At 58.8% G+C, this 22,992-nt stretch carries 22 protein-coding genes; 15 read left to right on the top strand and 7 right to left on the bottom strand.

The features are described 5' to 3' along the window. Positions 1-177 precede the first annotated feature (177 nt). Positions 178-693 carry a hypothetical protein gene (locus ASG35_RS11770; protein WP_235527518.1) on the bottom strand — a complete coding sequence of 172 codons (516 nt, stop codon included), beginning with the start codon at positions 691-693 and terminating at the stop codon, positions 178-180. A gap of 953 nt (positions 694-1,646) precedes the next feature. On the opposite strand from ASG35_RS11770, the gene ASG35_RS11765 reads away from it, so the two are divergent. Together ASG35_RS11765 and ASG35_RS11760 are read left to right on the top strand one after the other, a co-directional pair. After that, entirely contained in the window at positions 1,647-3,884 is a 2,238-nt protein-coding gene (locus tag ASG35_RS11765; RefSeq protein WP_056356758.1) for a hypothetical protein, read from the top strand. A 1-nt stretch (position 3,885) separates the two neighbouring features. Continuing rightward, positions 3,886-5,595, top strand: a complete 1,710-nt coding sequence (locus ASG35_RS11760) for a LeoA/HP0731 family dynamin-like GTPase (protein WP_056356756.1) — start codon at positions 3,886-3,888, stop codon at positions 5,593-5,595. Between the two features lie 796 nt (positions 5,596-6,391). Here the strand turns inward: ASG35_RS11760 and ASG35_RS11755 are convergent. From ASG35_RS11755 to ASG35_RS11745, 3 genes are all read right to left on the bottom strand, one after another. Further along, positions 6,392-7,732: a type II toxin-antitoxin system HipA family toxin gene (locus ASG35_RS11755; RefSeq protein WP_056356753.1), complete on the bottom strand. Its 1,341-nt coding sequence runs from the start codon at positions 7,730-7,732 to the stop codon at positions 6,392-6,394. Beyond that, positions 7,729-7,995 carry a helix-turn-helix domain-containing protein gene (locus ASG35_RS11750; RefSeq protein ID WP_056356752.1) on the bottom strand — a complete coding sequence of 89 codons (267 nt, stop codon included), beginning with the start codon at positions 7,993-7,995 and terminating at the stop codon, positions 7,729-7,731. The genes ASG35_RS11755 and ASG35_RS11750 overlap by 4 nt, the downstream gene beginning before the upstream one ends. 199 nt (positions 7,996-8,194) lie before the next feature. Then, on the bottom strand, positions 8,195-9,112 hold the full coding sequence (locus ASG35_RS11745) for an AraC family transcriptional regulator (protein WP_056356749.1): 918 nt from the start codon (positions 9,110-9,112) through the stop codon (positions 8,195-8,197). 104 nt (positions 9,113-9,216) lie between these two features. On the opposite strand from ASG35_RS11745, the gene ASG35_RS11740 reads away from it, so the two are divergent. Both ASG35_RS11740 and ASG35_RS11735 read left to right on the top strand, forming a co-directional pair. Continuing rightward, positions 9,217-9,966 carry an SDR family oxidoreductase gene (locus ASG35_RS11740; RefSeq protein ID WP_056356747.1) on the top strand — a complete coding sequence of 250 codons (750 nt, stop codon included), beginning with the start codon at positions 9,217-9,219 and terminating at the stop codon, positions 9,964-9,966. Between the two features lie 74 nt (positions 9,967-10,040). Then, the gene (locus ASG35_RS11735; protein WP_056357448.1) at positions 10,041-10,799 is read left to right on the top strand and encodes an SDR family oxidoreductase; all 759 of its coding nucleotides are present in this window, start codon (positions 10,041-10,043) and stop codon (positions 10,797-10,799) included. Positions 10,800-10,808: 9 nt separating this feature from the next. Here ASG35_RS11735 and ASG35_RS11730 read toward each other — a convergent pair whose 3' ends face one another. Further along, the gene (locus ASG35_RS11730) at positions 10,809-11,687 is read right to left on the bottom strand and encodes a LysR family transcriptional regulator (protein ID WP_056356745.1); all 879 of its coding nucleotides are present in this window, start codon (positions 11,685-11,687) and stop codon (positions 10,809-10,811) included. Positions 11,688-12,091: 404 nt separating this feature from the next. On the opposite strand from ASG35_RS11730, the gene ASG35_RS11725 reads away from it, so the two are divergent. The 8 genes from ASG35_RS11725 to ASG35_RS11690 all read left to right on the top strand — a co-directional run bounded on the left by ASG35_RS11725 (position 12,092) and on the right by ASG35_RS11690 (position 20,073). Continuing rightward, positions 12,092-12,592, top strand: a complete 501-nt coding sequence (locus ASG35_RS11725) for a MaoC family dehydratase (protein WP_056356742.1) — start codon at positions 12,092-12,094, stop codon at positions 12,590-12,592. A 128-nt stretch (positions 12,593-12,720) separates the two neighbouring features. Further along, entirely contained in the window at positions 12,721-14,067 is a 1,347-nt protein-coding gene (locus ASG35_RS11720) for an MFS transporter (RefSeq protein WP_056356740.1), read from the top strand. After that, the gene (locus ASG35_RS11715; RefSeq protein WP_056356737.1) at positions 14,064-15,446 is read left to right on the top strand and encodes an MmgE/PrpD family protein; all 1,383 of its coding nucleotides are present in this window, start codon (positions 14,064-14,066) and stop codon (positions 15,444-15,446) included. The genes ASG35_RS11720 and ASG35_RS11715 overlap by 4 nt, the downstream gene beginning before the upstream one ends. A gap of 44 nt (positions 15,447-15,490) precedes the next feature. Next, positions 15,491-16,675, top strand: a complete 1,185-nt coding sequence (locus tag ASG35_RS11710) for an acyl-CoA dehydrogenase family protein (RefSeq protein ID WP_056356736.1) — start codon at positions 15,491-15,493, stop codon at positions 16,673-16,675. Next, the gene (locus ASG35_RS11705) at positions 16,672-17,862 is read left to right on the top strand and encodes a CaiB/BaiF CoA transferase family protein (protein WP_056356733.1); all 1,191 of its coding nucleotides are present in this window, start codon (positions 16,672-16,674) and stop codon (positions 17,860-17,862) included. Before ASG35_RS11710 ends, ASG35_RS11705 begins: the two co-directional genes overlap by 4 nt. A gap of 80 nt (positions 17,863-17,942) precedes the next feature. Continuing rightward, positions 17,943-18,692 carry a GntR family transcriptional regulator gene (locus ASG35_RS11700; protein WP_056356731.1) on the top strand — a complete coding sequence of 250 codons (750 nt, stop codon included), beginning with the start codon at positions 17,943-17,945 and terminating at the stop codon, positions 18,690-18,692. Between the two features lie 22 nt (positions 18,693-18,714). Further along, positions 18,715-19,533 carry an HpcH/HpaI aldolase/citrate lyase family protein gene (locus ASG35_RS11695; RefSeq protein WP_056356729.1) on the top strand — a complete coding sequence of 273 codons (819 nt, stop codon included), beginning with the start codon at positions 18,715-18,717 and terminating at the stop codon, positions 19,531-19,533. A gap of 3 nt (positions 19,534-19,536) precedes the next feature. Beyond that, positions 19,537-20,073, top strand: coding sequence for a DUF2889 domain-containing protein (locus ASG35_RS11690; RefSeq protein WP_056356726.1), 537 nt, complete (start codon positions 19,537-19,539; stop codon positions 20,071-20,073). 273 nt (positions 20,074-20,346) lie between these two features. Here the strand turns inward: ASG35_RS11690 and ASG35_RS31320 are convergent, their stop codons facing one another. Beyond that, positions 20,347-20,514 (bottom strand): hypothetical protein, encoded by a 168-nt coding sequence (locus ASG35_RS31320; protein ID WP_156393118.1) that lies wholly within the window; start codon positions 20,512-20,514, stop codon positions 20,347-20,349. Between the two features lie 334 nt (positions 20,515-20,848). On the opposite strand from ASG35_RS31320, the gene ASG35_RS11685 reads away from it, so the two are divergent. Beyond that, positions 20,849-21,580 (top strand): Crp/Fnr family transcriptional regulator, encoded by a 732-nt coding sequence (locus ASG35_RS11685; RefSeq protein ID WP_056356725.1) that lies wholly within the window; start codon positions 20,849-20,851, stop codon positions 21,578-21,580. A 43-nt stretch (positions 21,581-21,623) separates the two neighbouring features. Here ASG35_RS11685 and ASG35_RS31775 read toward each other — a convergent pair whose 3' ends face one another. Beyond that, positions 21,624-21,860, bottom strand: coding sequence for a hypothetical protein (locus ASG35_RS31775; RefSeq protein WP_056356723.1), 237 nt, complete (start codon positions 21,858-21,860; stop codon positions 21,624-21,626). Between the two features lie 278 nt (positions 21,861-22,138). On the opposite strand from ASG35_RS31775, the gene ASG35_RS31915 reads away from it, so the two are divergent. Both ASG35_RS31915 and ASG35_RS11675 read left to right on the top strand, forming a co-directional pair. Continuing rightward, positions 22,139-22,309: a hypothetical protein gene (locus tag ASG35_RS31915; protein ID WP_200945711.1), complete on the top strand. Its 171-nt coding sequence runs from the start codon at positions 22,139-22,141 to the stop codon at positions 22,307-22,309. A gap of 239 nt (positions 22,310-22,548) precedes the next feature. Further along, positions 22,549-22,992 (top strand): ester cyclase, encoded by a 444-nt coding sequence (locus ASG35_RS11675; protein WP_056356721.1) that lies wholly within the window; start codon positions 22,549-22,551, stop codon positions 22,990-22,992.

Raw genomic sequence — 22,992 nt, 5'->3', positions numbered from 1 at the left:
CAGTGCGTCGACGTTCACTAACGCAGCGACATCAGGCAGTTCGGTATTACCGACGAGTTCATCACCATAATAAAGTGGTGACCGTTACGTCTCATAAGGCCGTATGGCAGTCACGCAAATGATCTAATAAACGAAGCGCCGAAAGGCACCCGAGTTATTTGTTTGGACCCCGAAATGCTACTCTTCGATTGGCTCACCGGCGACAATCGCAACACCGTTCGCGACTTGCTTACCGACTGCTTCAGCAACATCTTGAATGCTTCGAAAGCCTGTCGGTGCCCAATACAGCCACGTATTCTCACCGACCTCAAAAGTTGCGTCACCGACATCGACGGTTCCTGAAACATAGTCGGCACCATCGAAGAAATTAAACGCCATTCTTGCGCCATCTGAACGCGAACGCACGCTTGTAATATGAATGGTAACGGGCACGCCGTTTGGATCAATGCGAAGTCCGAGGTGTTCAGCCCGCATCGAAAATGCTGACATCATTGCAGCGCGGATCCACGGGCTTACTAACGTACCGTCGGCCTCGATCTTCGGACGCTGGATAGCCTTAGCCACTTGTGCTCTGGTCTGTGCATTGATTGAACGTTGAGCGTCGATGCTTGGGACTGTCGCCAGACAACCAGATAGGGAGCCTGCGACCAACACGGCGGCTAAGATAAATCGAGTTTTCATGGTTGTCGTCAAGAAAAATTGCTTCGCTCTTTATAACGGCCACGTCGAGGAATACTTTACGTTTTTTTCGCACCTCCTTAGGCGTCGAACATGAATTCGATTGTATTTATGAAGGAGTGGTGCTCGCTGCAAGTCAATGTGTACAAAGCCACATGAGTATGACGTGGCTGACGTTCAGCCTACGAATCGGCAGTGTGTGAAGGTCTACGCGCCGGCCGTGACAATTTCACCAAGCGGTAAAGCGGCTCGATCGATGGAGGCAATAGTTGGTGGAGGCACAGTGGCACTGTGGAGAACTCATAGCTGACGTTCAGATCGACGTTAATATAGATGAAAGTCGGAGGACGCCAAGTGTTCTCGCGTCGAGCACCGCTGCTTCCGTTTGCCGGTCCGTTTCAGGAAATGGCGATTGTCCCTTGCGGGTCGGGTATCGCCAAGCGCATTGGGAGCTCAGGCTCTCCCTTCTCCCGAAAGGAGAGTTGTGATGGCAGCAACTGTCAGCACAAAGTTGCGCGTGCGTGATGTCTGCATGGGCATCCGGGTGGCGATCATTCATCGGGAACTCGACCCAGAGGCCGGAGTAGTTCTTCCGCGCTGTTGGCGGCCTTTGTAATAAGGAACCCGACCTTCCACTACTTGAAGTGCTGGCCCATTGGTCTCATGACAGCCAACGCCCTTAGCCAGCAATATGTTGCACCCCGCGCATGGCGCCCACTTCGAATTGTTCTTTTTTGTCATTTTCGGAGGAGACATGATCCATGTCAGCCAAGCAGGTGTTTAGGAGACGTTTCTTTTAGCATTGCTGTCGATCCACGCCCGGAACGCAGGACAATGCAAACCATACTTAGTCTTTGGAAGTTCGGTGGTCAATTTTAAATGGGATGGGTCTTGACCAAGGATCGATGCTAGCGTTCAAGCCCGCCTAAGCACAATTCAACTAACAAGAAACAACAAACAGTCCATCCATGCAACACCGCACGACGACACGCGAGGTCAGCAACAAGCTGTATCTCGACGTACTAAATGATATCGAGGGTCTGCTCGCGCGACTCGGCCGTGAAACCGACGATGAACGCGTCTCGAAAGCGCTTCGGTATGTCGAGCAGTCGATCAGGCCAATTCACGACGAACTTGTCACGCGCATCGAATCGTTGCGTGATCACGCGCGATGGGACAGATTTACGATTGCGTTCTATGGCGAGACAAATGCGGGCAAATCGACGACCATCGAAACGCTGCGCATCCTTCTTGGCGAGAGGACCAAGCGCGATGCGCACGCCAAATTTCATGCGCTACAGAAGGAGCACGGCCTCAGCGAACCCGCGTGGTCCGCGCTGATGGAGTCGATCCTGCACCACGAGACGCATCTCGCTAAGCTGTGCTCGCAGGAGGTCGAAGACGCGGCCCGTCGCGATGTCGAGCGTAAGGCGCTGGAAGACGAGATGCAGAGTCTGCGCGGACAGATCGACTCGAAGACGCGTTCGGCGTCGCTGCGGCGGAAGCTTGTGCATCTCTGGCGCAAGATGCCGGAAGAACTCGCGCTCACGGGGTTGACTCACCAGCATTGCGCGCTTGCGGCGACGCACGCGGCCGAGCACGCTGCCCGGCAGGCGGACATCGAAGCCGTGCAGGATGTCCTTAAGGAAGGCAGAGATCGGCAGGCCGAGGTCCTGTTGAGAATCGCCGATCTCGAACCTTTCGCCGATGGACATATCGTCGGCACGGGCCGTTCCGACTTCACGCGCGACACGCAAGCCTATACATTCGAGGCAAACGGCCAGCATTTCGAGTTGCTCGACCTGCCCGGCATTGAAGGCAAGGAAGCGGATGTTATAGACAGCATTCTCGGCGCGGTGCGGTCGGCGCACGCAGTCTTCTATATCACTGGCAAGGCCGCACCGCCCCAGACGCGCGACGAGGACGGAGAGGGCACGCTTGAAAAAGTCCGTGCGCACCTTGGCGATCACACGGAAATATGGTCGATCTACAACAAGCGGATCACCAATCCGATTTCGCTTGAAAAGGCGGAGTTGCTGAACGATAGCGAACGCGACGGTCTGGTTGCACTCGACGCAACGATGCGTGAGCATCTGGGATCGCGGTATCGCGGGTGTATCGCGCTGAGTTCGCAGCCCGCATTTCTCGCGGCCTCCGAATGCCTCGTGCCGGGCTCGGACCTCCTGCGCAACCGCGCCAAGTTCCTCGCCAGGTTCAGCGTCGAGGAAGCATTGGCAAAGTCCGGCTTTCGCCAGTTCGTCGACCGTTTGACTAACTCGATGATTGCGGACTGCGAAACACGTATGCGCGCCGCGAACGTCAACAAGGTGCATTTTGCCGTGAAGGGCGCGGAGGCCGCGCTGATGTCCGCGCGGAAAGAAACGATCGGACCACTCGCGGAAGCCTGCAGAAAAGACTGGACGCATGTCGAGCAGCAACTCGATCTGGCGGTCAGCGGACTCAGTCAAACCGTACTGAACCTCGCGACGGACGCCATCTCCTCATTCGAGAATCGTGTGCGCGCCAGCGTGTATGAAAAGATCGAAGCCGGCATCGACAACGATGATCTCAAATCGCTGCTCAAGAAAACGGTCCTCACGGAGCAGACCAAGCTCGGAAGCGGGCTGAGACAAAAGATTGGAAATAAGCTCGACCGCTTTCGGGACGATGTGGCCGGTTTGCTCGACCGCTTTCGCGAGCGTGTCGCCCAACTTCAGGATGTTTATAGTTCGCATGGGGATCGCGGCGTCGGGCGTGACTTCGAGTTCGATATGCAGTTCGACAGCGGCGTGCAATACGCGCCGCTTATCGCGGCCGTCGTGGGTGGCGTGCTGATGCTCTGGAACCCGGTAGGCTGGCTTTCGCTAGCTGTCGGCGGCCTCACGCTCATCGTGGGCATTGCGAAGGCGCTTTGGGGGCTGGTCGATTCGGACTTCAAAAAAGGACAGCAGCGCAAGGCGACAAACGAAAATCTGGAGCGCATCGTTCAGTCCATGCATGACGCGATGAAAACAAACTGCGACGAACTGCGCACGAACGTGGACGAGCGCATGAGCGTCATCAGGGCCGACATCAAACGATCCGTCGATCAGGCGGCGGATGTCAATTCCGCAATGATCAAGGTTTGCGCAAACCTCAACCGATTCTCGAAGACAATCGCCCAGCCGGGCGGCGCCATTCAATCACACAAGAAGAAGAGGCAGTGAAATGAGAGAAACCGTGCAATCCCACAAGGAACGGCAATCCGAAACGTTGGGCGTTCTCCAGGAGCTGGAGAAGTTCCTGACGGAAGGCGAAGCGTTCGGCATTGATGTCGATTCGAGCCTGAAGGCAAAGCTCGACAATGCAATCGAGAGCTTTCAGGACAACACGTTGCGTATTGCCTTGATCGGAGGCTTCTCCGAAGGCAAGACCGCTATCGCGGCCGCCTGGCTCGAGCGGCTCGACAAATCGACGATGAAGATTAGTCACGAGGAGTCGTCGAATGCCGTGACCGTGTACCAGGCAGGACCGGAATGCCTGCTGATCGACACACCCGGACTGTTCGGCTTCAAGGAACAGGAGAACGATACGACGCATGCCATTGAGAAATACAAGGAGCTAACTCGCAAATTCGTGAGCGAGGCGCACCTTGTGCTGTACGTGATGGACCCAGCTAATCCGATCAAGGCAAGCCATGCCGACGATCTGAACTGGCTCTTTCGCGAACTGAACCTGCTGCCGCGCACGGTGTTCGTTCTCAGCCGCTTCGATGCCGTCGCGGACGTCGAGGACGAGCGCGATTATGGACGCAACCTGGCCATCAAGAAGGAAAACGTCGCTGGCCGCCTGCGCGACCTGATCGCGCTGAACGACGTGGAGGCGGCGAACCTCGCCGTCGTGGCCGTTGCCGCCGATCCGTTCGAGATGGGCACCGAACACTGGCTGTCGGATCTCGATCGGTTCCGCGCGCTGTCGCGCATTGCGTTGCTGCAGGAGGCGACATCGAAGAAAGTGTCGGCGGCGGGCGGCATCGCGGCGGTCGTTGACGAGGCGAAGCGAAGCATTGTGCGCGATGTGCTCGGCGAGCAGTTGCCCATTGCATTGGAACAGGACGACAAGATTGCGCAGGAGGTTCTGCAGCTCGCGACGATAAGCCGCCAGTTGAAGACACAGCTCGGCACGGCCAGCGGTCGTATTACGGAGTCGCAGATCGGTCTGCGCGAATTCAACGTGCGGTTCTTCGCCGATCTCATATTGCAGGCAGGGGGGCTGACGCTCGAGACATTTCCCGAATTCTTCGAGCGGCAGATCGGCTCGGGAGGTGTCGTGCTGAATGCCAACCTGCAAAACGCGTTCGACCGGCAACTGAGCTCCGCCAGGCTGGAAGTCGACAAGATGGCGGTGGGCTTCGTCGCGGAAGTGAATCACTTCAACGAGACTGTGCTCGCATGCGGCAAGCAGGGGCTGAAGTACGTCGTCAAGAGCGGGTTGATCAACAATACCTCGGTGCTCGCGGCGCGCGATGGAATGGTCGGCGTCGCGAAGGTCATCGGACTGGATATCGGACAGATGCTGAAATTCAAACCTTGGGGCGCGGTCAAACTGGCAAAGGGATTTAACGGCGCGCTTTCGTTCATCGGTCTGGCTCTGGAGGCGTGGGACTCTTACGACAAGATGAAGCGCGAAAAGGCGTTTCGCGAGATGGTCGCAAACATGACCGAGAAATTAAAGCGACAACGTGATGAACTGCTAGTGCTCATCGACAGCGATCAGTTCGAAGCGCAATTCTTCCCCGAAATGACGGCGTTGCGCCGCGATGTCGATGCTGTCGAGCGGAGCGTCGCCGAAGGTGGCGAGCGACGCGCGCGGTTCCGCACTTGGTGCGAGCGCGGCCATGCGATCGAGGTCGAATTCCACTTGCTGGACGCCGCTTGAGACGGCTGCGCGCACGAACCCGATGGCAAGCGCACAGGTTGCGGTCCGGTCGGGCAGCGTAAAAGTACGTATTTCGGACATTGTTTATCGCTGCGCTTTCCGGGCGCAGTGTGTTGTCGCATACGTCAATGGAACCGAACGCGCACGATGACAAATTTAGATCCGAGGGCCTATTCACACTGCGGGTAGGCGCTTGGGAGCGGTGATTCTGCGCCCAGTACCGCTGCAAATGCTCGCGGCGCAACTCGCTCGGACGACGCCGAGAGTTTTCTCGCGCTTTGGCGTTTAGCTCAGCGGCTCACGAGCCTGTTAGTCAAGAAACTTCTGCAGCAGCAAACCGTCAACAAAGCGATGTGAAAGGGCCGATGTACCTCTGAGGCGGTCGGAGTGACTGTAGTGGTCGCAGGGCCGTTCCGGGTTGAACTGCGCCGAGTGCCATAAGTCGCGCTTTACGACAAAAAAGCGACTAACGGTCAGCCCGCAACGCATCCCCAAATTAGCAAACCCGCAACGAGGTGTTGTGCAAACATGTCGAAGGTCGCCTGCGCGACTTCATCATGCGGCGCGGCGGTGTAACGGTAAGCCGGGCTATCCAGAGTCACTGATGGATACCGATTTCTCTTCGAAATAATGCAAAGCGATTTTTCGCTAAGGAGCACAACGCGTCTTCCGATTGCGCAGGTCGTGCATTGAGCTTTTTAGGCCGGGCGGGCGGCGTAAGTTTCAAAGAGCAGGCGCGTAAGCGCGCTCACCAGAAACACGAAATCAGCACGAAGCCCCACGCTCTCTCACCACCCTAATCGCGCGGCGCCAGAAGCTCCGAACGTCCGATAATCGTCTTCACTCCATCCGCTTTGTCCGCCTCCGAAAAGCCCGCAGCCTCAATCAAAGGCGTCAAGCTTCTCAACCGAGCGACCGGTTTCGCGCTACGCAGCGACGCCATGCCGTCGTTCCACGCATGCAACATCTGCCGTGCTATCCAGCGCCATTGTTTTTCATCGTTGGCCGCTTCAACCATTTCCTGCGCAACCGATACCGCCGAATCGCAGAGCTGTTCAACCATCAAGTGGTAGGTTCTCGGCGCAATTCCAAGGCGTGTGTTGAAGAACCGTTCGAGCGTCTTGCCTGCGGTCCACGTCTTCCTTCCATCGATAGAAAGACCCGGCGGATTAGCCGCGTAAGCGGGATACGCCTGCGTGGTCACGATATCGTAGGCAGGCGTGTACGCCACATCCGTAGCCGTGGTGTAGTAAAGCGCGATGTTCTTCGAGTGGCAATCCGCATTGCGCACCACATAGTTGGTCAACAGCAGCCAGCCGAGTTGTTCAAGCTGTTTTCGCGTGTCGGCCTGAGGCAAGTAAGCCCGCGTTGCAGCAAGAACGCGCTCGGTCGAGGGCGTGTATTTCTCGTGCGGCGGCAGGCCGAGCAATCCGCATGCATCTTCCACGCCGGCGTTCGGCAGGCCGGCTTCATCGACATCGAAACGTTCGACCACGAGCACGCGTCCGTCGTCGGACATAGTGGTCTTGGCCACGCGCGCGACGTTTGCGCGCTCGAGCACGCGCATTGAGAAGTATTCGTTGAAGCCAAGATACGGGGTTTTATCGTCCGAGCCCTTGATGATGTGGCGGCTGGTGCGAATCGTGGATTTGCCCAACGGATGATCGATGGTGCCCGGTAAAACTTCCGGGGCGATGAATTTTGGTACGGCGCCGGAGATGGCAGCGCGCGCGTAGGTATGTACCAGCGCCGCGAAATGCTCGGTCGTGTTGTCTCCATGCAGCAGGTTGCCGATGTCGAGTGGCTGCAGTTCGGTGCCGGGCGGCGTGCCTTCCGGCGTGACCGTGACGCGGCCAATGCCGGCGCCGCCGATGACGGCCAGAAGCGAGAGGTCGGTGCCATCCAGGTACGGGCCGAATTCTTCGCGGATCACCGACAGCAAATAACCTTCGGGCAGGTTTTGCCGGAAGAACGGATGCATGTCGCGTGGCCACACCCACGGCGCTTCGCGCACCGGCATGGCGAGGCTCACGAAATCCTGTGGTGTGGCGTCGGTGTTATACCGGAGCAGGTATTCATCGCGCTCGCGATACAACTGCGCAATCGTCTTGCCCTTGACCTGTACGTCGAGCTTCACGGGTTCGCTCCGCTGGCGCGCTGTTCAGCAAGAATGTCGTCGAGCGTGCGGCCGTGGCCATGCTTGACTGCGCGCAGGTCGTAGCCGGCGGCCTCGAGCAGGCGCACGAGCGCTGACACGCTCATGTCGCCGCGCGCCAGCGTCTCCATGCGCGCCAGCGTGGTTCTGGAGACGCCTGCACGTTCGGACAGTTGTTCCTGCGAGAGGTCCGCGTCGCGCCGCGCTTCGCGCAGCAGGGTGGCGACATCGGCGAGAGTGGTCATTTGTAGCCCCGGGGCATCAGAAATGGTGATTTCTGCATTTATTGTAGCCCACGGGCCTCATTTACTCAAATCAATTTTGTAGCCCACGGGCTACTAAAAATATAATTTCGACTTTATTTGTAGCCCACGGGACACAAATCAGCATGGACAGATTCGACACATTCCAGCACATGGCTATGCGCCTTTTTGCCTTCAATTCTCACGTGTCGTCGGTGACTGGCTGTTCTTCGCGCGCATATTGCGAGGGCGGCCGCCCGACATGCCGCGTAAAGGCCACGCTGAACGTGCTCGCGGAACTGTAACCAACGCGTTGTGCAATCTCGGCGACACGGCCTTCGTTACGGCGCAGCAGGTCTTTCGCGAGCGCCATCCGCCATGTGAGCAGATATTCCATCGGTGCCACGCCAACCGCGCGATTAAAGCGCTCGAAGAAGGTCGATCGCGACAGCGCGGCCTGTTTTGCAAGTTCGGCAACGGTCCACGCTCGTGTCGGCTGTTCGTGCATGCCGCGAATTGCGGCTGCGAGGCGGCCATCGGACAGACCGCGCACCAGGCCCGGAGACGCAGTTGTCTGCGCCGAGGAACGCAGCGCTTCAATAAGCAACACTTCCAGCAGCCGCGACAGCACGACCTCGCGCGCGGGCCGTTGCTCGCGCGATTCGTCCCGTACCAGTTGCACGAGAGTCGCCAGACGCTGCTCGCCTCGGACATGAACGATTCGCGGCAACAACGCGACCAGCAGGGCCGCATCCGGCGAACCGAAGCTGCAGTGACCCGCCATTATTCGCGTATCGACAGGGCTGTCCGGATCTCCAATGCGGAATTCATTGTTGCCCAGCGCGATAGGCGCCAGCGTCTCGACGCCCGGCGGTGGCGGCACGATGCTCGACATTGCAACGCCGTACGCGGCCGGGATCAGCATGAAATCGCCGGCGATGAGCTCGATTGGCTCGTGTCCGTCGATGGCTACGTGGCACCCGCCCTCGAGGACCACGCAATAAGACGGATGGCCGGAATCCAGGCGGCTGACGCGCCATGGACTGGCGCCAAAAACCAGCTTGGAAAACCGGGCGCTCGGCTGCAACAGCATCACGACTTCGGCCAAGGGATCGATCATCGCCGGACTCCTGCAGATGAAATTTGGACTTTTGATTGTAGCAAGTCGCGGATGAGCGGTCTATCGTAGGAGACACACGCAAACCACCAAACGAAGGAGCTCATATGAAAACCGTCCTTATCACTGGCTGTTCTTCCGGATTCGGCCTCGAAATCGCTCGCTATTTCCTGGCTCGCGACTGGCAAGTCATCGCCACGATGCGCACGCCCCGCGCCGACGTGTTGCCGTCTTCAGAGCGCCTGCGCGTGCTGGCGCTCGACGTCACCGATCCGGAAAGCATCCGCCAGGCTGTCGAGGCGGCCGGCCCGATCGATGTCCTCGTCAACAACGCAGGTTTCGGCGCGGCATCACCGGCGGAATTCACTCCGATCGCGACGGTGCGCGAGATCTTCGAGACCAACACCTTCGGCACGATCGCGTTGACGCAGGCGGTGCTGCCGCAGTTCCGGCAACGCAAGGCTGGCGTCATCGTGAACGTGACGTCGAGCGTCACGCTGAGGGCGCTGCCTCTGATCGCCTCGTATCGCGCGAGCAAGGCCGCAGTGAACGCGTTCACCGAGTCCATGGCGCTGGAACTCGCGCCGTTCGGCGTGCAAGCGCGTCTTGTGCTGCCGGGCCGTGCGCCCGACACCCGGTTCGCAGACAACGCGCACGCTCACATGCACGGCCTCGATCACGAGGATTACGCCGATATCGTCAAACAGGTATTCGCGCAATTTCAGGACACTTCCGCACCCGTCACCACGGCGCAAGACGTCGCCGAAGCCGTATGGCGTGCAGCGACCGACCCGTCCGCTCCAATGCGCATCCCGGCCGGCGCCGATGCCGAGGCATGGGCAGCCGAAGCTCGCTGAAAGGCTTGAATAATTCGATGAACAACTCGAAATCACCTTCACGCGCCATGGCGCAAAACGACAAGGAAATTGCCATGCAGGACAAACAAGTTGCGCTTGTCACTGGAGCCAATCAGGGCATCGGTCTTCAGATCGCGAAGGATCTCGTGGCGCACGGCCTGACGGTGCTCGTTGGATCGCGCAATCTGGAACGCGGCGAGGCCGCGGCCCGGGAAGTCGGGCCCAATGCGTTCGCGCTTCAGCTCGACGTAACCGACCCGGCATCGGTCGCATCCGCGGCGGAGCGCGTCCAGAAAGAGTTCGGCCGGCTCGACGTGCTCATTCAGAACGCCGCGATATCGAACACGAACAAGCAGCCCGGACAATCAGTCGATGAGTATTCGAAGACAACACGCCCGAGCGTCGTGTCCATGGATGAAATGCGCGCGGTGTGGGATACCAACGTATTCGGCGTGCTTGCCGTGTACCAGGCCATGTTGCCGCTTTTGCGCAAGACGCCGGGCGCACGCATTGTGAATGTATCGAGCGGTGTTGGATCGTTGGCGACGAACATGGACCCGGCCTTTGCGTATCGTGCGATCTACGGTCCGGTTTACCCGGCGTCCAAGACGGCGATGAATGCTTTGACCGTTGCGATGGCTATCGAACTGGAGCCGGAAGGTATCAAGGTGAACGCCGTCTCGCCGGGTTTCACCAAGACGAATCTCAACGGATATGCGGGCATTGAAACCGTCGAGCAAGGCGCTCGCGAGGCGGTGCGCGTTGCGCTGCTGGGCCCGGACGGTCCCACAGGGACGTTCACACGCTGGGAAGGCGCAACGATCCCGTGGTGATCCGCGTGCCTACAAAGAGTGCTTGATCGACGTCCGGACATGCGCGACGAAGTTGTCCACGACCGGATCGCTGCGCATAACGTTCCACGCGAGACCCACTTGCCATCTGGCGAGATCGCCCTGCAACGCAATGATGGTGGCGTCGCGTAGCAAATACTGCGCGCCTGAAGGCAGGAAGGCGACGCCCACGCCGGCCGCCACGGCCGCGAGCACGGACTGTATGTCGTCAGCGCGCTGAATCACCCGCGGAACAAAATTGCGGCTGGCGCACCATCGATCGATTTGCGCGGCCAGTCCCGGCCCAATACCCCGCGAAAGGGCAACGATACCGAGCGCGTTGAGCTTGTCGAGATCTGCTGGCAAGCGCTTCCACTTTGCATGCTCGGGAACGGCGAGAATCAGCGACTCAGCCAGAACGGGAATGTAGGCCAGTCCCGGATCGGCCGGCAGACGCAGGAACCCGGCATCGAGCTGTCCGGACAGCAGCGCGCGCGTCTGATCGAAGGACGACAAGTCTTTCACTGTCACGCCGACGCCCGGGTTGATCGACCGGAAGCTCGCAAGCCACTGCGGCGCTACTTTCAGCACCGATAACCCCAGGCCAACCCGCAAGTGTCCCAGCCGCCCGTTGCTTGCTTCGCGCGCGCGAATGAGCAGGTCGTCGGCCTCACCAACCAGCGACAGCGCGCCTGGCCGGAAGGCTTCACCGAACGCCGTCAGGTCCGCGCCGTGACGGCCGCGCTCGAAGAGGCGGCCGCCGAGCATGCCTTCGAGCGCCGCGATCTGCTTGCTGAGCGCTGGCTGGCTTACGTGCAATGCATCGGCTGCGCGACCGAAATGGCGCACTTCGGTGACCGTCAGGAACGCACGGAGAAGTTTGAGTTCCATTCCGTAAAGTGAAGATATTGATCAAAACATTCATTTTACGGATCGGCCCCATGGCGGTCCAATGAGTTCTTCGCAAGAGGAACGACCATGACCCGGCGTCATCCAAAAATTAGGCTTGTTCAAGGCGACGCAGCGATTTCCGTAGCGATGGTACGGCGTGAATCGCCTGCATTAGCGGACCGCGATGCGCTGAATAAGCCATATGTTGAAGCGGGGGGAACGCCGCTTCCCACTGGCGGCGCAATTGCAATCACCTTTGCGCTGGCGCGCCGCAGACGCTGAAAAGCGATTTCGCCGCCGCTCTCATAAGACGAACCTCTTGGTAAATACCCTCGATTGACGTCGCCAGAAGTCCGGCAGATACTTTGTCCGTACAAACAAACAAATGAGACGGAGTACCGCACATGCAAGCCGAAGAAGTGGGAAAGCAACGTTATCGGGCGAGCTACGGCCGCTATTTCGAAGAATTCACGGTCGGCGATATTTACGAACATCGGCCGGGCCGCACGATCACCGAGGCCGACAACATCCATTTCTCGCTGCTGACGATGAATTTTCATCCGATGCACTGCGACGCCGCCCACGCTGCGAAAAGCGAATTCGGCCAGTTGCTCGTGAATAGCGGGCTGACCGTGGCAATCGTGCTCGGCATGTCCGTGAACGATGTCAGCGGCAAGGCCATCGCCAATCTCGGCTGGAAAGAAATCAAGCTTACAGGTCCCGTATTCTGTGGCGATACGCTCTATGCGGAGTCCGAAGTACTTGAAACGCGTGAATCGAAATCGCGACCGACGCAAGGCATCGTCACGGTTCATACGCGCGCGTTCAAGCAGGATGGAAGCGCCGTCATGGACTTTGTGCGTACCGCGTTGATCGCCAAGAAAGGCCACGGAACAGGCGAATAGCACAGCGTCACATGCCGCAGGAAATGCTGATTCGGCCCAAGAACGAACGCATTTCACTTCATCCTCACAGTAAGGAGACAGCTGTGAATCAACTCGTAAGCTCAGGCGCGCGCCTCGACAGATTGCCGATGGCGAACTTCCACTGGAAGATCCTTGGCCTCATCAGCGCGGGCGCGTGCCTCGATGCCTTCGACGTGTATCTCGCCGGCGGCGTCGCGGCCGCGATGATGAAGCAAGGATTTTCGACGCTGCATCTCAACGCGCTGTTCGTATCGGCGGGATTTTTCGGGATGGTGATCGGCGCGGGATTGTCCGGCTATCTTGGCGATCGGTTCGGACGCCGCTCTTCGTATCAATTCAATCTCGCGCTATTCGGCGTGATGTCGATTGCAGCCGCGTTTGCGCCGAGCATCTACTGGCTGATCGGGTGCCGCTTCCTGATGGGCATCGGACTCGGCGCCGAACTCGTCGTCGCGGCCGGAACGCTGTGTGAATTCATCCCGCCGGCTTATCGCGGACGATGGATATCGCTGCTTGGGCTCATCGTCAATTCGGGTCTCGTCATTGCAACGAGCGTGGGATATGTCGTGATTCCTACGCTCGGATGGCGCTGGATGTTTGGCATTGCCGGAATTGGAGCGATGATCGTCTGGGCGTTGCGCCACAGCATGCCGGAGTCGCCGCGCTGGCTCGAGTCGGTTGGACGTCTCGAAGAAGCCGAGCGCACGGTGAGCGCGATCGAAGCGGAGGTTGCAAAGCAGCGTGGTCCGTTGCCCGAATGCGCGCGTACGCAGAACCTCGAAGTGCCGCAACTGCCGTTCAGCGCCTTGTTCCGGCGTGGCATGATCGGCCGCACGCTGACAGCGGCTTTGACGGCTGTCGCGGTGAATGTGGCGGTGTACGGTTTCGTCGCGTGGCTGCCGACTTTCTTTGTGAAGGAAGGGCGCGATGTGGTGACCTCGCTCGGCTTCACCACGCTGATGTCGTTCGGCGCACCGTTCGGCGCGGTGCTCGGTTTCCTGAGCGCGGATCGTCTTGGCCGCGCCAAGGGACTCGTTTTCTTCTCGGCGCTGACCATCGTGCTCGGTTTCATCTATCCGCAGATGGTCGCCAACGCGGCGATTGCGTGTGTTGGTTTCGTGCTCGTGAGCTGCATCTTTGCGATCGTCACGCTCGGTCTTTTCGGCTACGTGCCGGAGTTGTTTCCCACGGCATTGCGTTTGCGGGGAACGGGCGCGGCGGGCGTATGCGGCAGGCTTGCATCGATGACCACGTCATACGTCGCCGTGCTGCTCTACGCGCAGTTTGGATTGTTCGGCGTCCTAGGCATGGTGTCCGGCGTTCTGATCCTGTTGATCGTGGCAGTCTTGTCGCTCGGGGTCGATGCGAATCAATACTCGCTCGAAGCGGCGTCACCTGACGAAGATGTGCTCGATACCCATCTGGATTTCAAGCAAGGAGGAATTGCACGATGAGCTCTATGTCCATCTCCGCGACGCTTGCGCGCTTCACGACAAACCTGCAATTGTCCGATGTACCCCAGGCGGTTCGCGAGCGCGCCAAGCACTTGATGCTGGATAGCATCGGCCTTGCATTCGCGACCACGGAATTCAATTATTCGCGTGCAACGCTCGCCGCCATGCAGGAACTCGACAGCGGCAACGCGTCGGTATTCGCGCATACGGAGCGCCTTGCCATGCGCGACGCAATGCTGTTCAACGGCTTGCTGATCCACGGCCTGGATTTCGACGATACCCACGCACGCGGCGTGATCCACTCGACCGCAAGCGCGCTGCCTTGCGTGTTCGGCCTCGGCGAGCGCGAGAGCGCAAGCGGCGCCGATCTGCTCACCGCATATCTTTGCGCCATGGAAGTTTCGACACGAGTGGGCGCGGTTGCACAAGGCGGTTTTCACAAGGCAGGTTTCCATCCGACGGGACTCGCAGGCGCGTTCGGCTGCACGCTCGCGGCCGCTCGCCTGCTCGGTCTCGACGAGGCGCGCGCGACCCACGCGCAAGGAATTGCCTTGTCCATGGCGTCGGGCAGTCTCGAATTCCTGCAGGACGGTGCGTGGACCAAGCGTCTGCATCCTGGCTGGGCGGCCGTCAGCGGCACGATCGCGGCGTCGCTTGCCAAGCATGGCTTCGTGGGACCGGGCGCGCCCTATGAAGGCCGCTATGGACTCTATTCGCTGCATTTGAACGATGCCGCTTCGCCCGATCTTTCCATCGCCACGGCCGGACTCGGCGATCAGTGGGAAATCGATCATGTCGCGCTCAAGCCGATTCCCGCGTGCCATTTCACGCATGCTTCATCGGACGCGGCTGTCGAGCTGCATAAACAGCATGGCCTGACACTCGATGAAATCGAGAACGTAATCGTGCGCGTGCCGGGGCCGACAGTGGATGTGGTCTGCGAGCCGGTATCGAACAAGAAACGGCCCGCGAACAGTTATGACGCGCAGTTCAGCATTCCGTACATCGTCGCGACGGGATTGCTCAAGGGACGCTTCACGCTCGACGATCTTGACGATGCCGCGCTTGCCGATCCGGCGGTTCTGGCGCTGGCGCAACGCGTCAACTACGAAGTCGATAACGAATCTACTTTTCCGCGCCATTACACCGGCGAGGTGATCGTCTTTACACGCGACGGCCGGCGGCTTGCGCACCGTGAAGCGATCAATCGCGGGTCGTCGGACAGGCCGCTGAGCAACGCTGACATCGTCGCGAAGTTCTTCGACAACGCCGGCCGCGCGGTCACGCAAGAACGCGCCACGCAAGTCCGCGACGCGATTCTCGATCTCGAACAGACACCGGTGGCAACGCTTGCAAGCGTGTTGCGCCGTCCCGCTTAATCCCGCGTCAAATCAACGCGGCAAGCCTTAGGGCAGGAGACTTCATGGCTACCATCGATGTAGAAAAAGCAGAAACAGCAGAAGAAGCGAAGGCAAACGAGGTCCTGATTCTCGATATGCTCGATCGGTTTCTGAAGACCGAAGTGAAGCCGTATGTCCACGCGCTCGAGGCTGCGGACGAATACCCGCACGAGATCGTGGAGAAGATGAAGGACATGGGATTGTTCGGATGCCTGATCAACCAGGAATACGGCGGCCTGGGTCTTTCCACGTCGACCTACGCGAAGATTGTCGACCGCATCTCGGCCGTGTGGATGTCGGTGAGCGGAATCATCAATTCGCATCTGATCATGGCAATGACGGTGCAGCGAAACGGCACCGAGGAGCAGAAGCAGGCTTATCTTCCGCGCATGGCGACGGGGGAATTGCGCGGCGGTATCGGCTTGACCGAACCGGACTGCGGCACGGATTTGCAGGCTATCCGCACGGTTGCGCGCCGTGAAGGCGACGAGTACATAGTCAACGGCAGCAAGACCTGGATCACGAACAGTCTTCATGGCAACGTGCTCGCGCTGCTGGTGAAAACCGATCCGAAGGCCGAGCCTCGGCATAAAGGCATGACGCTGTTGCTAGTCGAAAAAGGCCCCGGATTCGAGGTCAGCCGCAAGCTTGAAAAGCTGGGCTACAAAGGTATCGATACCTGCGAACTGACGTTCACGGATTTTCGCGTACCGGTGTCGCAAGTCATTGGCGGCGTGGAAGGACTCGGGCTCAAGCAAATTCTGGGCGGCCTCGAACTGGGACGCATCAACGTGGCGGCGCGCGGTGTAGGTATCGCTCAGGCAGCGCTCGACGAATCCGTTTCCTATTCGCAGCAACGCAAGACTTTTGGCAAGCCGATTTGCGAGCATCAGGCGATCGCCTTGAAGCTGGGCGAAATGGCGACGCGTTTGCAGGCTGCGCGGCTGTTGACCGAAGCGGCCGCGGTGGCTTACGACCGGGGCGAGCGTTGCGACATGGAAGCCGGCATGGCGAAATATTTTGCTACCGAAGCGGCGCTCGAAAACAGCATTGAAGCAATGCGGATTCACGGCGCATATGGCTACTCGAAAGAGTTCAACGTCGAGCGTTTGTATCGCGATGCACCGTTGTTGTGTATTGGCGAAGGAACCAATGAAATGCAGCGAATCATCATCGCCAAAAATCTGATCGCGAGGAATCCGGTATGACTTTGCCTCTCTCAGGCGTGCGTATTGTCGCGGTCGAACAGTATGGCGCGGGTCCGTTCGCCACCCAGCATCTGGCCGATCTTGGCGCCGAGATCATCAAGGTCGAGAACTTCCGTGAAGGCGGCGACGTTGGCCGCGCGGTGGGTCCATATTTTTTCGGCGAAGGCGACAGCCATTTTTTCGAAGCTTTCAATCGCAACAAATGCAGCCTGACGCTCGATCTGAAAAAGCCGGAAGCGCGCGACGTGCTGCTCGATCTCGTGAAAAAGAGCGACGCGGTTTTCAATAATCTTCGCGGCGATCTCCCTGCCAAACTCGGTCTGACCTATGACCAGTTGAAGGAGGCGAATCCTGCCATTGTCTGCGGCCATCTTTCGGCTTATGGCAGAACCGGAAGCCGCGCGTCATGGCCGGGGTATGACTATCTGATGCAGGCCGAGGCGGGATATCTTTCGGTCACGGGCGAGCCGGATAGTCCGCCGGCGCGCTTCGGTTTATCGATTATCGACTTGATGACGGGCACCACGGCCGCCATGGCGTTGCTTGCAGGAATCGTGCAGGCGCGCGCGTCGGGCATTGGCCGGGACATGGACGTCAGTCTCTTCGATGTCGCCGTGCACAATCTCGCGTATGTTGCGACCTGGTATTTGAACGGCGATGTCGTGACGGGACGTGATCGCCGGTCGGCGCATCCTTCGCTTACGCCGAGCCAGTTGTACAAGACGCAGGACGGCTGGATCTTCCTGATGTGCAACAAGGAAAAATTCTGGGGCGTGCTGGCGGAAGTGCTCGACAGACCGTCGTGGGTCACGGACGAGCGTTTCAACAACTTCAAGGCGCGGCTCGCCAATCGCGACCTGCTGGAAAAGGAACTCGACGCAGCACTTTCCACCGCCACGACCGATGAATGGTTGAAGCGTTTCGGCGGACGAGTCCCGGCTGCACCGGTCTACGACGTCAAGCAGGCCCTCGAAAATCCATTTCTGGCAGAGCGCGAGGGCGTGGTCAATGCCGAGCATCCGCGCTTTGGCAAGATTCGCGGCGTGGCCGCGCCCGTTCGCGTGGACGAGGCCTTGCCATTGCGCGCGGCGCCGGATCTCGGCCAGGACACGGACAGGCTGCTTGCTGAACTCGGTTACGATGCTGAACGGATCGCCTCGCTCCGCGAGAAGGCCGTCGTGCAATGAGCTCCGAAGCCTTGCGTGACGGATCTGGACGGGCGCATCCGCCACGTTCGTCCCGTTCACTTATCTTCACGCAAGAGCCGATGGTCACAGTCCTGGGTCAGCAACCGCGTTACATGCAATTGGCGCAGACGCTCGTCAACGAAATTCAGAGCGGCCGGTTTCCGGTCGGCTCCACCATCCCCACCGAGTTCGAGTTGTGCGAGCAGTTCGGCGCGAGCCGATCTACCGTTCGCGAAGCGGTCAAGCAACTCGTGCAACTGGGAATGGTCGTGCGCCAGGCGGGCGTGGGTACGACAGTGAAGGCTCTGCGCTCGGAAGGCGGGTATCGGCAGGTCATGCAGCAGTTGAGCGATCTGCATCGTTATACCGCCGATACGGTGCTACAGATTTTATCGAAGGAGACAGCCGAGGTTCGTGACCCCGCCGTCTGCGAATTGCTGAAAGCCGGCCCTGGCGAAACATGGCTGCGGATCACGGGCTTGCGGCGCTCGGGCGAAAGTCCCGAGCCGATCTGTCATACCGAGGTTCTCATACAGCCCGCCTTCCGGTCGCTCGTGGTGAGCGAAAACGAAACGCATGTGCCCATTTATACGTTGATCGAAAAGCAGTTTGGCGAACGCATTGTCGAAGTCCAGCAGGAGATACGGGCTATCGCCATGCCGGCCGCTATCGCTACGCTTGTCAACGCTCGTGCGCGATCCCCGGCGCTCTGGTTGTGCCGCCGGTATCTGAACCGGCGCAGCGAGGTTGTCGAGGCCGCGTTCAGCATCCATCCCGCCGACAGATTCAGTTACTCGGAGACGTTCCAGCGCGAATGGAACGCCGGCTAACGCCTTACTTCAGGAGTTCCGCATGTCGCTCAACAGCTATCTGTTCGTTCCGGGCGATCGTCCCGAACGCTTTTCAAAAGCCCTTGCGACCGCCGCGCATCAAGTCGTGATCGACCTCGAAGACGCGGTTGCACCCGAGGCAAAAATCCAGGCGCGCGAAGGGCTTGCGAAATGGCTGCAAGCCGGTCTCCCGGACATCGACAAGCCGCGCATCCTGATCCGAATCAATGCATATGGCACGCCATGGCACGAGGACGATGTCCAGATGGTGCGCGCGTCATCCGTTACGCGCGTGATGGTGCCGAAGGCGGAAGCGCCGAATGAACTGGCCGATATCGCCGCGCGTTGCGGCGCGGATGTGTCGCTGATTGCGCTGATCGAAAGCGTGGCCGGCGTGGTGCAAATGCGCGCCATCGCGCATGAAAAATCCGTGACGCGGCTGGCGTTCGGTTCGTTCGATTATTGCGTCGATGCCAACGTGGAAGACACGGGCCGCGAGCTTGATTACGTGCGCTCGCAGTTTGTCATCGAGTCGCGTTTTGCCGGGCTTGCGGCGCCCGTTGACGGCGTGACGTTGTCGATTGACGACGCGCCCGTGATTGCCGCCGATGTCGCCGCAGGAAGGCGCTTCGGTTTTGGCGCCAAGCTTTGCATTCATCCGAAGCAGGTGGAGCCTGTAAACCGGGGATTTGCGCCGAGCGACGTGGATCTCGCGTGGGCCGAACGCGTTCTGGCGAAGCTCGCTGAAAATCCGCAAGGCGCGATTGCCGTCGATGGAAAACTCGTCGACAAACCCATTGTCGATCGCGCGAAAAGAATCGTCGCGAGCTTCACGCATTGAGCCATGGAACGTCAACTTCTCCACGTACGGCGAATTGAACTGAGCGGATTCCGGCGCGACGATGGCCTCTACGACATTGAGGGCGTGCTCAAGGACACGAAGACCTACGATCGCCATTCGAGCGGCGTGGTGCGTCTGGCGGGCGATGCCATTCACCAGATGCGTCTGCGTATCACGGTCAACACGGCTTTCCTGATCGTCGATGCCCACGCCGAGTCCGAAGTCGTTCCGTATCCCGGCTTTTGCGACGTCATCGGGCCGGAATACAAAAAGCTGATCGGCTTGACTTTGAAAGCCGGCTTCACGCGCGAGACGCGGAAATTGTTCGGCGGCACGAACGGCTGCACGCATCTGACTGAATTGATCGGTGGTGTGGCGACCGCCGCGTTCCAGACGATGAGCGAAGAGATCAACGCATCGAACGCCAACCAACCGTTCCAGCTCGACGGGTGCCATGCGCTACGGACTGACGGTGAAGCGGTCAGAGAGTTTTATCCGAAGTGGTATCGCCCGGTTGCGAAAGCTGCGGATCATTCCTGAGTGGATCGCCTGACTTTTCACTCAGACAACATCCGAGTTTTTTTCGCAAACGTTTGGCACGAGGCCGCGTCCGCTTTGTCTTAATCCCGGCATTTCTGCCCGAACCGCCATCGTGTTCGCCACGACACGTTCAATACCCACCCCTCGCGACAAGAACGCAACATTTTCAGTTCACCGCAATGCGCGTGCGAAATTCATTGCACAGTCAACCTACGCCTAGGCCGGAGGCCTGTCAGCAGGCGCTGGCGAGCTGCAGAACGACCTTCGAGCTTCTCATTCAAGTTCGATGAAACAGATTTGCATCATTTTTAAAACGCCCGACGAATGCCCTGTCTGTAGGGGTTTATCCCCCTCGATTTGCGCGTGTTTCAACGGGCATTTAATTCCGTGACGCGCTTCTGGCAAGGCATTCGGCAGACAAAACCCGCTGACGATATTCATCGTACGGTTCGCGCTCTCACTTCGCGCCAATGTTCAGAAGTGAAACATAAATCTTTTCCGGTCCTGTGTGCGCTGCGGCATATGCATGCCGGCGCCATGCTGGCATTGGCTTTGGACCCTCCTGGCACGGTCCTCGCTAAATGTGTGGTGCAGCACTCGCTACTGTCGAAAAAGCCGGAAAGGCAAAGCAAGTAAAACGACGGTGATTGGAACTGCTTTCGGGGCTGGCCGCTTTATGTTCCAGATGGATGCCAACAGATGCATCCACGGAACGTAAAGCTGGCTGGAATAAAAAGTACGGCGCACAGCGCAAAAAATAAAAGAGAAGACCATCATGTTGACGCTTCAATCAGACCTGCACGGCAATCATTTGTTGGGCGCCCTTCCGGCGCATGAATGGCAAGCGCTCACGCCGCACCTGGAACTCGTGCAATTGCGTACGGACCAGCTGCTGTGCGATTCGGGACAAAAAATTCACTTCGTGTATTTCCCGACGACCGCCATCATCTCGCTGCTCCACACGATGGAAGACGGCGGCTCAGCCGAAATTGCCGCGATCGGACGCGAAGGCATGACGGGCGTGCCGGTTCTGACGGGCGGCGACACAATGCCTACGCGTGTTCAGGTTCAGTGCTCCGGGTTCGCTTACCGGATGAGCGCCAGCGCCTTGCGCGAACAATTCAATCGTTCAGATTTCCTGCGCCGCCTGATGCTGCTGTACATGCAAGCGCTGTTGACGCAAGTGGCGCAAACCGCCGCGTGCAATCGTCATCATTCGCTCAGCAAGCAGCTTTGCCGCTGGTTGTTGATCGAGATTGACCGCGCGCCGACGAACAATCTGCAGATCACGCAGCAGATGATTGCCGACATGCTTGGCGTGCGTCGCGAAGGTGTGACGGAAGCAGCGGGAAAGCTCCATGACGCGGGCCTGATTCACCACAGCCGCGGTTGCATCAAGGTGCTCGACCGGGCAGGCCTCGAAGCGCGTGCATGCGAATGCTACGGCATTGTCAAGCGCGAGTTCGACCGCATGCTGCCGCGCATGCGCCAGACCGAAGAAGTTTAATGAGCGTGATTTGAAGAAGGAAAGCTAAACGTCTGACGTTCAATTATCGCGATGTGTTGAGCGGTCCGCCAACGCGATAACGACGACTTGCAAGCACTTCACTTAATTCCAGTTCAGCGGCTTCGGCATCTCCGGCTTCGGCCAGCGCTCGAGCCATCTGGAAAGCTTCGCGCTCCGCTTCATTGGTTGGCCGCAATTGCTCGAGCATGGCTTCAATGCGGGAGTGTGCAGTGCGGAAGGTTGTCGATGGCGGTTCGAGCAGAGTGGAACGTGTTTGCATGGCGCGTCCTGTCTGAAAATTCAGTGCTAGGGTTTTTACTAACCTTAGCACACGGAATTTATTTTTGCGCAAGACGTTCGCTTGGAACTGTGGCTGACATAGCTTTCGGATTCATTGCATCGTCGGTTCGATGATTGGGGAGAGCGACGCTTGGTCTTGGAGGCATGCGCCTTGCGCTCCACCAGGCACGCGGTGGAAGAGTCGTAGTTCACGACGCCACCCAATAGTCCGGTGTTCTTGCAGGCCCGGTTGTCCAACATCGATACGTAAAGGCTTTCATGACCGATCCACGCAACGTCGCGCACGACAAGAAAGTGCAGCAAGAGAAGAAGCATCACGGCGAGGAAATCGCGCCGGAAGCGGTTCACGCTCCGCAACCCGGAAAGAAACCTCACCTCAAGGAAGATGAAAGCAAGGCCACGCCAGCGGATGATGAAGCCGGCTCCTGACGAGCGTTCGACTTCAAGAATCTTGCATGTCCAGACCGACGCGACTGCAAATGTCAGCGCGGTCTAGCGCATCGATAATTCTCCAAAATGCATGAGCGTTGCGCACCGGTATTGATAACCGGTGTGCCGTTTGTCGTTGTCTTACCTGCATTGCCGCAAGCAGAGAAATCCATGCCGGCGCTAAGATAGCGCGATTAAGCACGTTCAACCGTTCGTTCGTCGCGGATAAAGGAGCCGACATGGAACAACTGCATGAAACGCCGCACACGGCGCAACGACAGCTGATTGTCGACTTCTATAAAGCAGTCGCCGCGCACGATATCGATTCATTACGCGCGGTTGTAGCCGCCGACTGGCAGTACATTCCCCCGTTGTCAGAAGGCCAGTCTGGTCCCGATCAGTTGATTCCCGCGTTCAGGAATCTTTCGATCGGATTGCCTGATATGAAAATCGATCTCCTCGATGTTCTCGTCAGCGACGATCGTGTAGCAGTTCGTGCAAGCGTCTCGGGAACGCAAACTGGTCCGATAATGGGCGTGGCGGCAACGTCGAAACCAGTCAAATTCGCCATCCACGCGTTCCACGAAGTGAAGAACGGGAAGGTCACGCGGACGTGGCATCTTGAGGACTGGCTCAGCATGTTCCGGCAGATTGGCGAGTTGCCTGCCGACTTATCGCACTGA

Source organism: Burkholderia sp. Leaf177 (genome assembly GCF_001424345.1).
Classification (GTDB): Bacteria; Pseudomonadota; Gammaproteobacteria; order Burkholderiales; family Burkholderiaceae; genus Caballeronia.
This window is presented reverse-complemented; position numbering and strand designations above follow the sequence as displayed.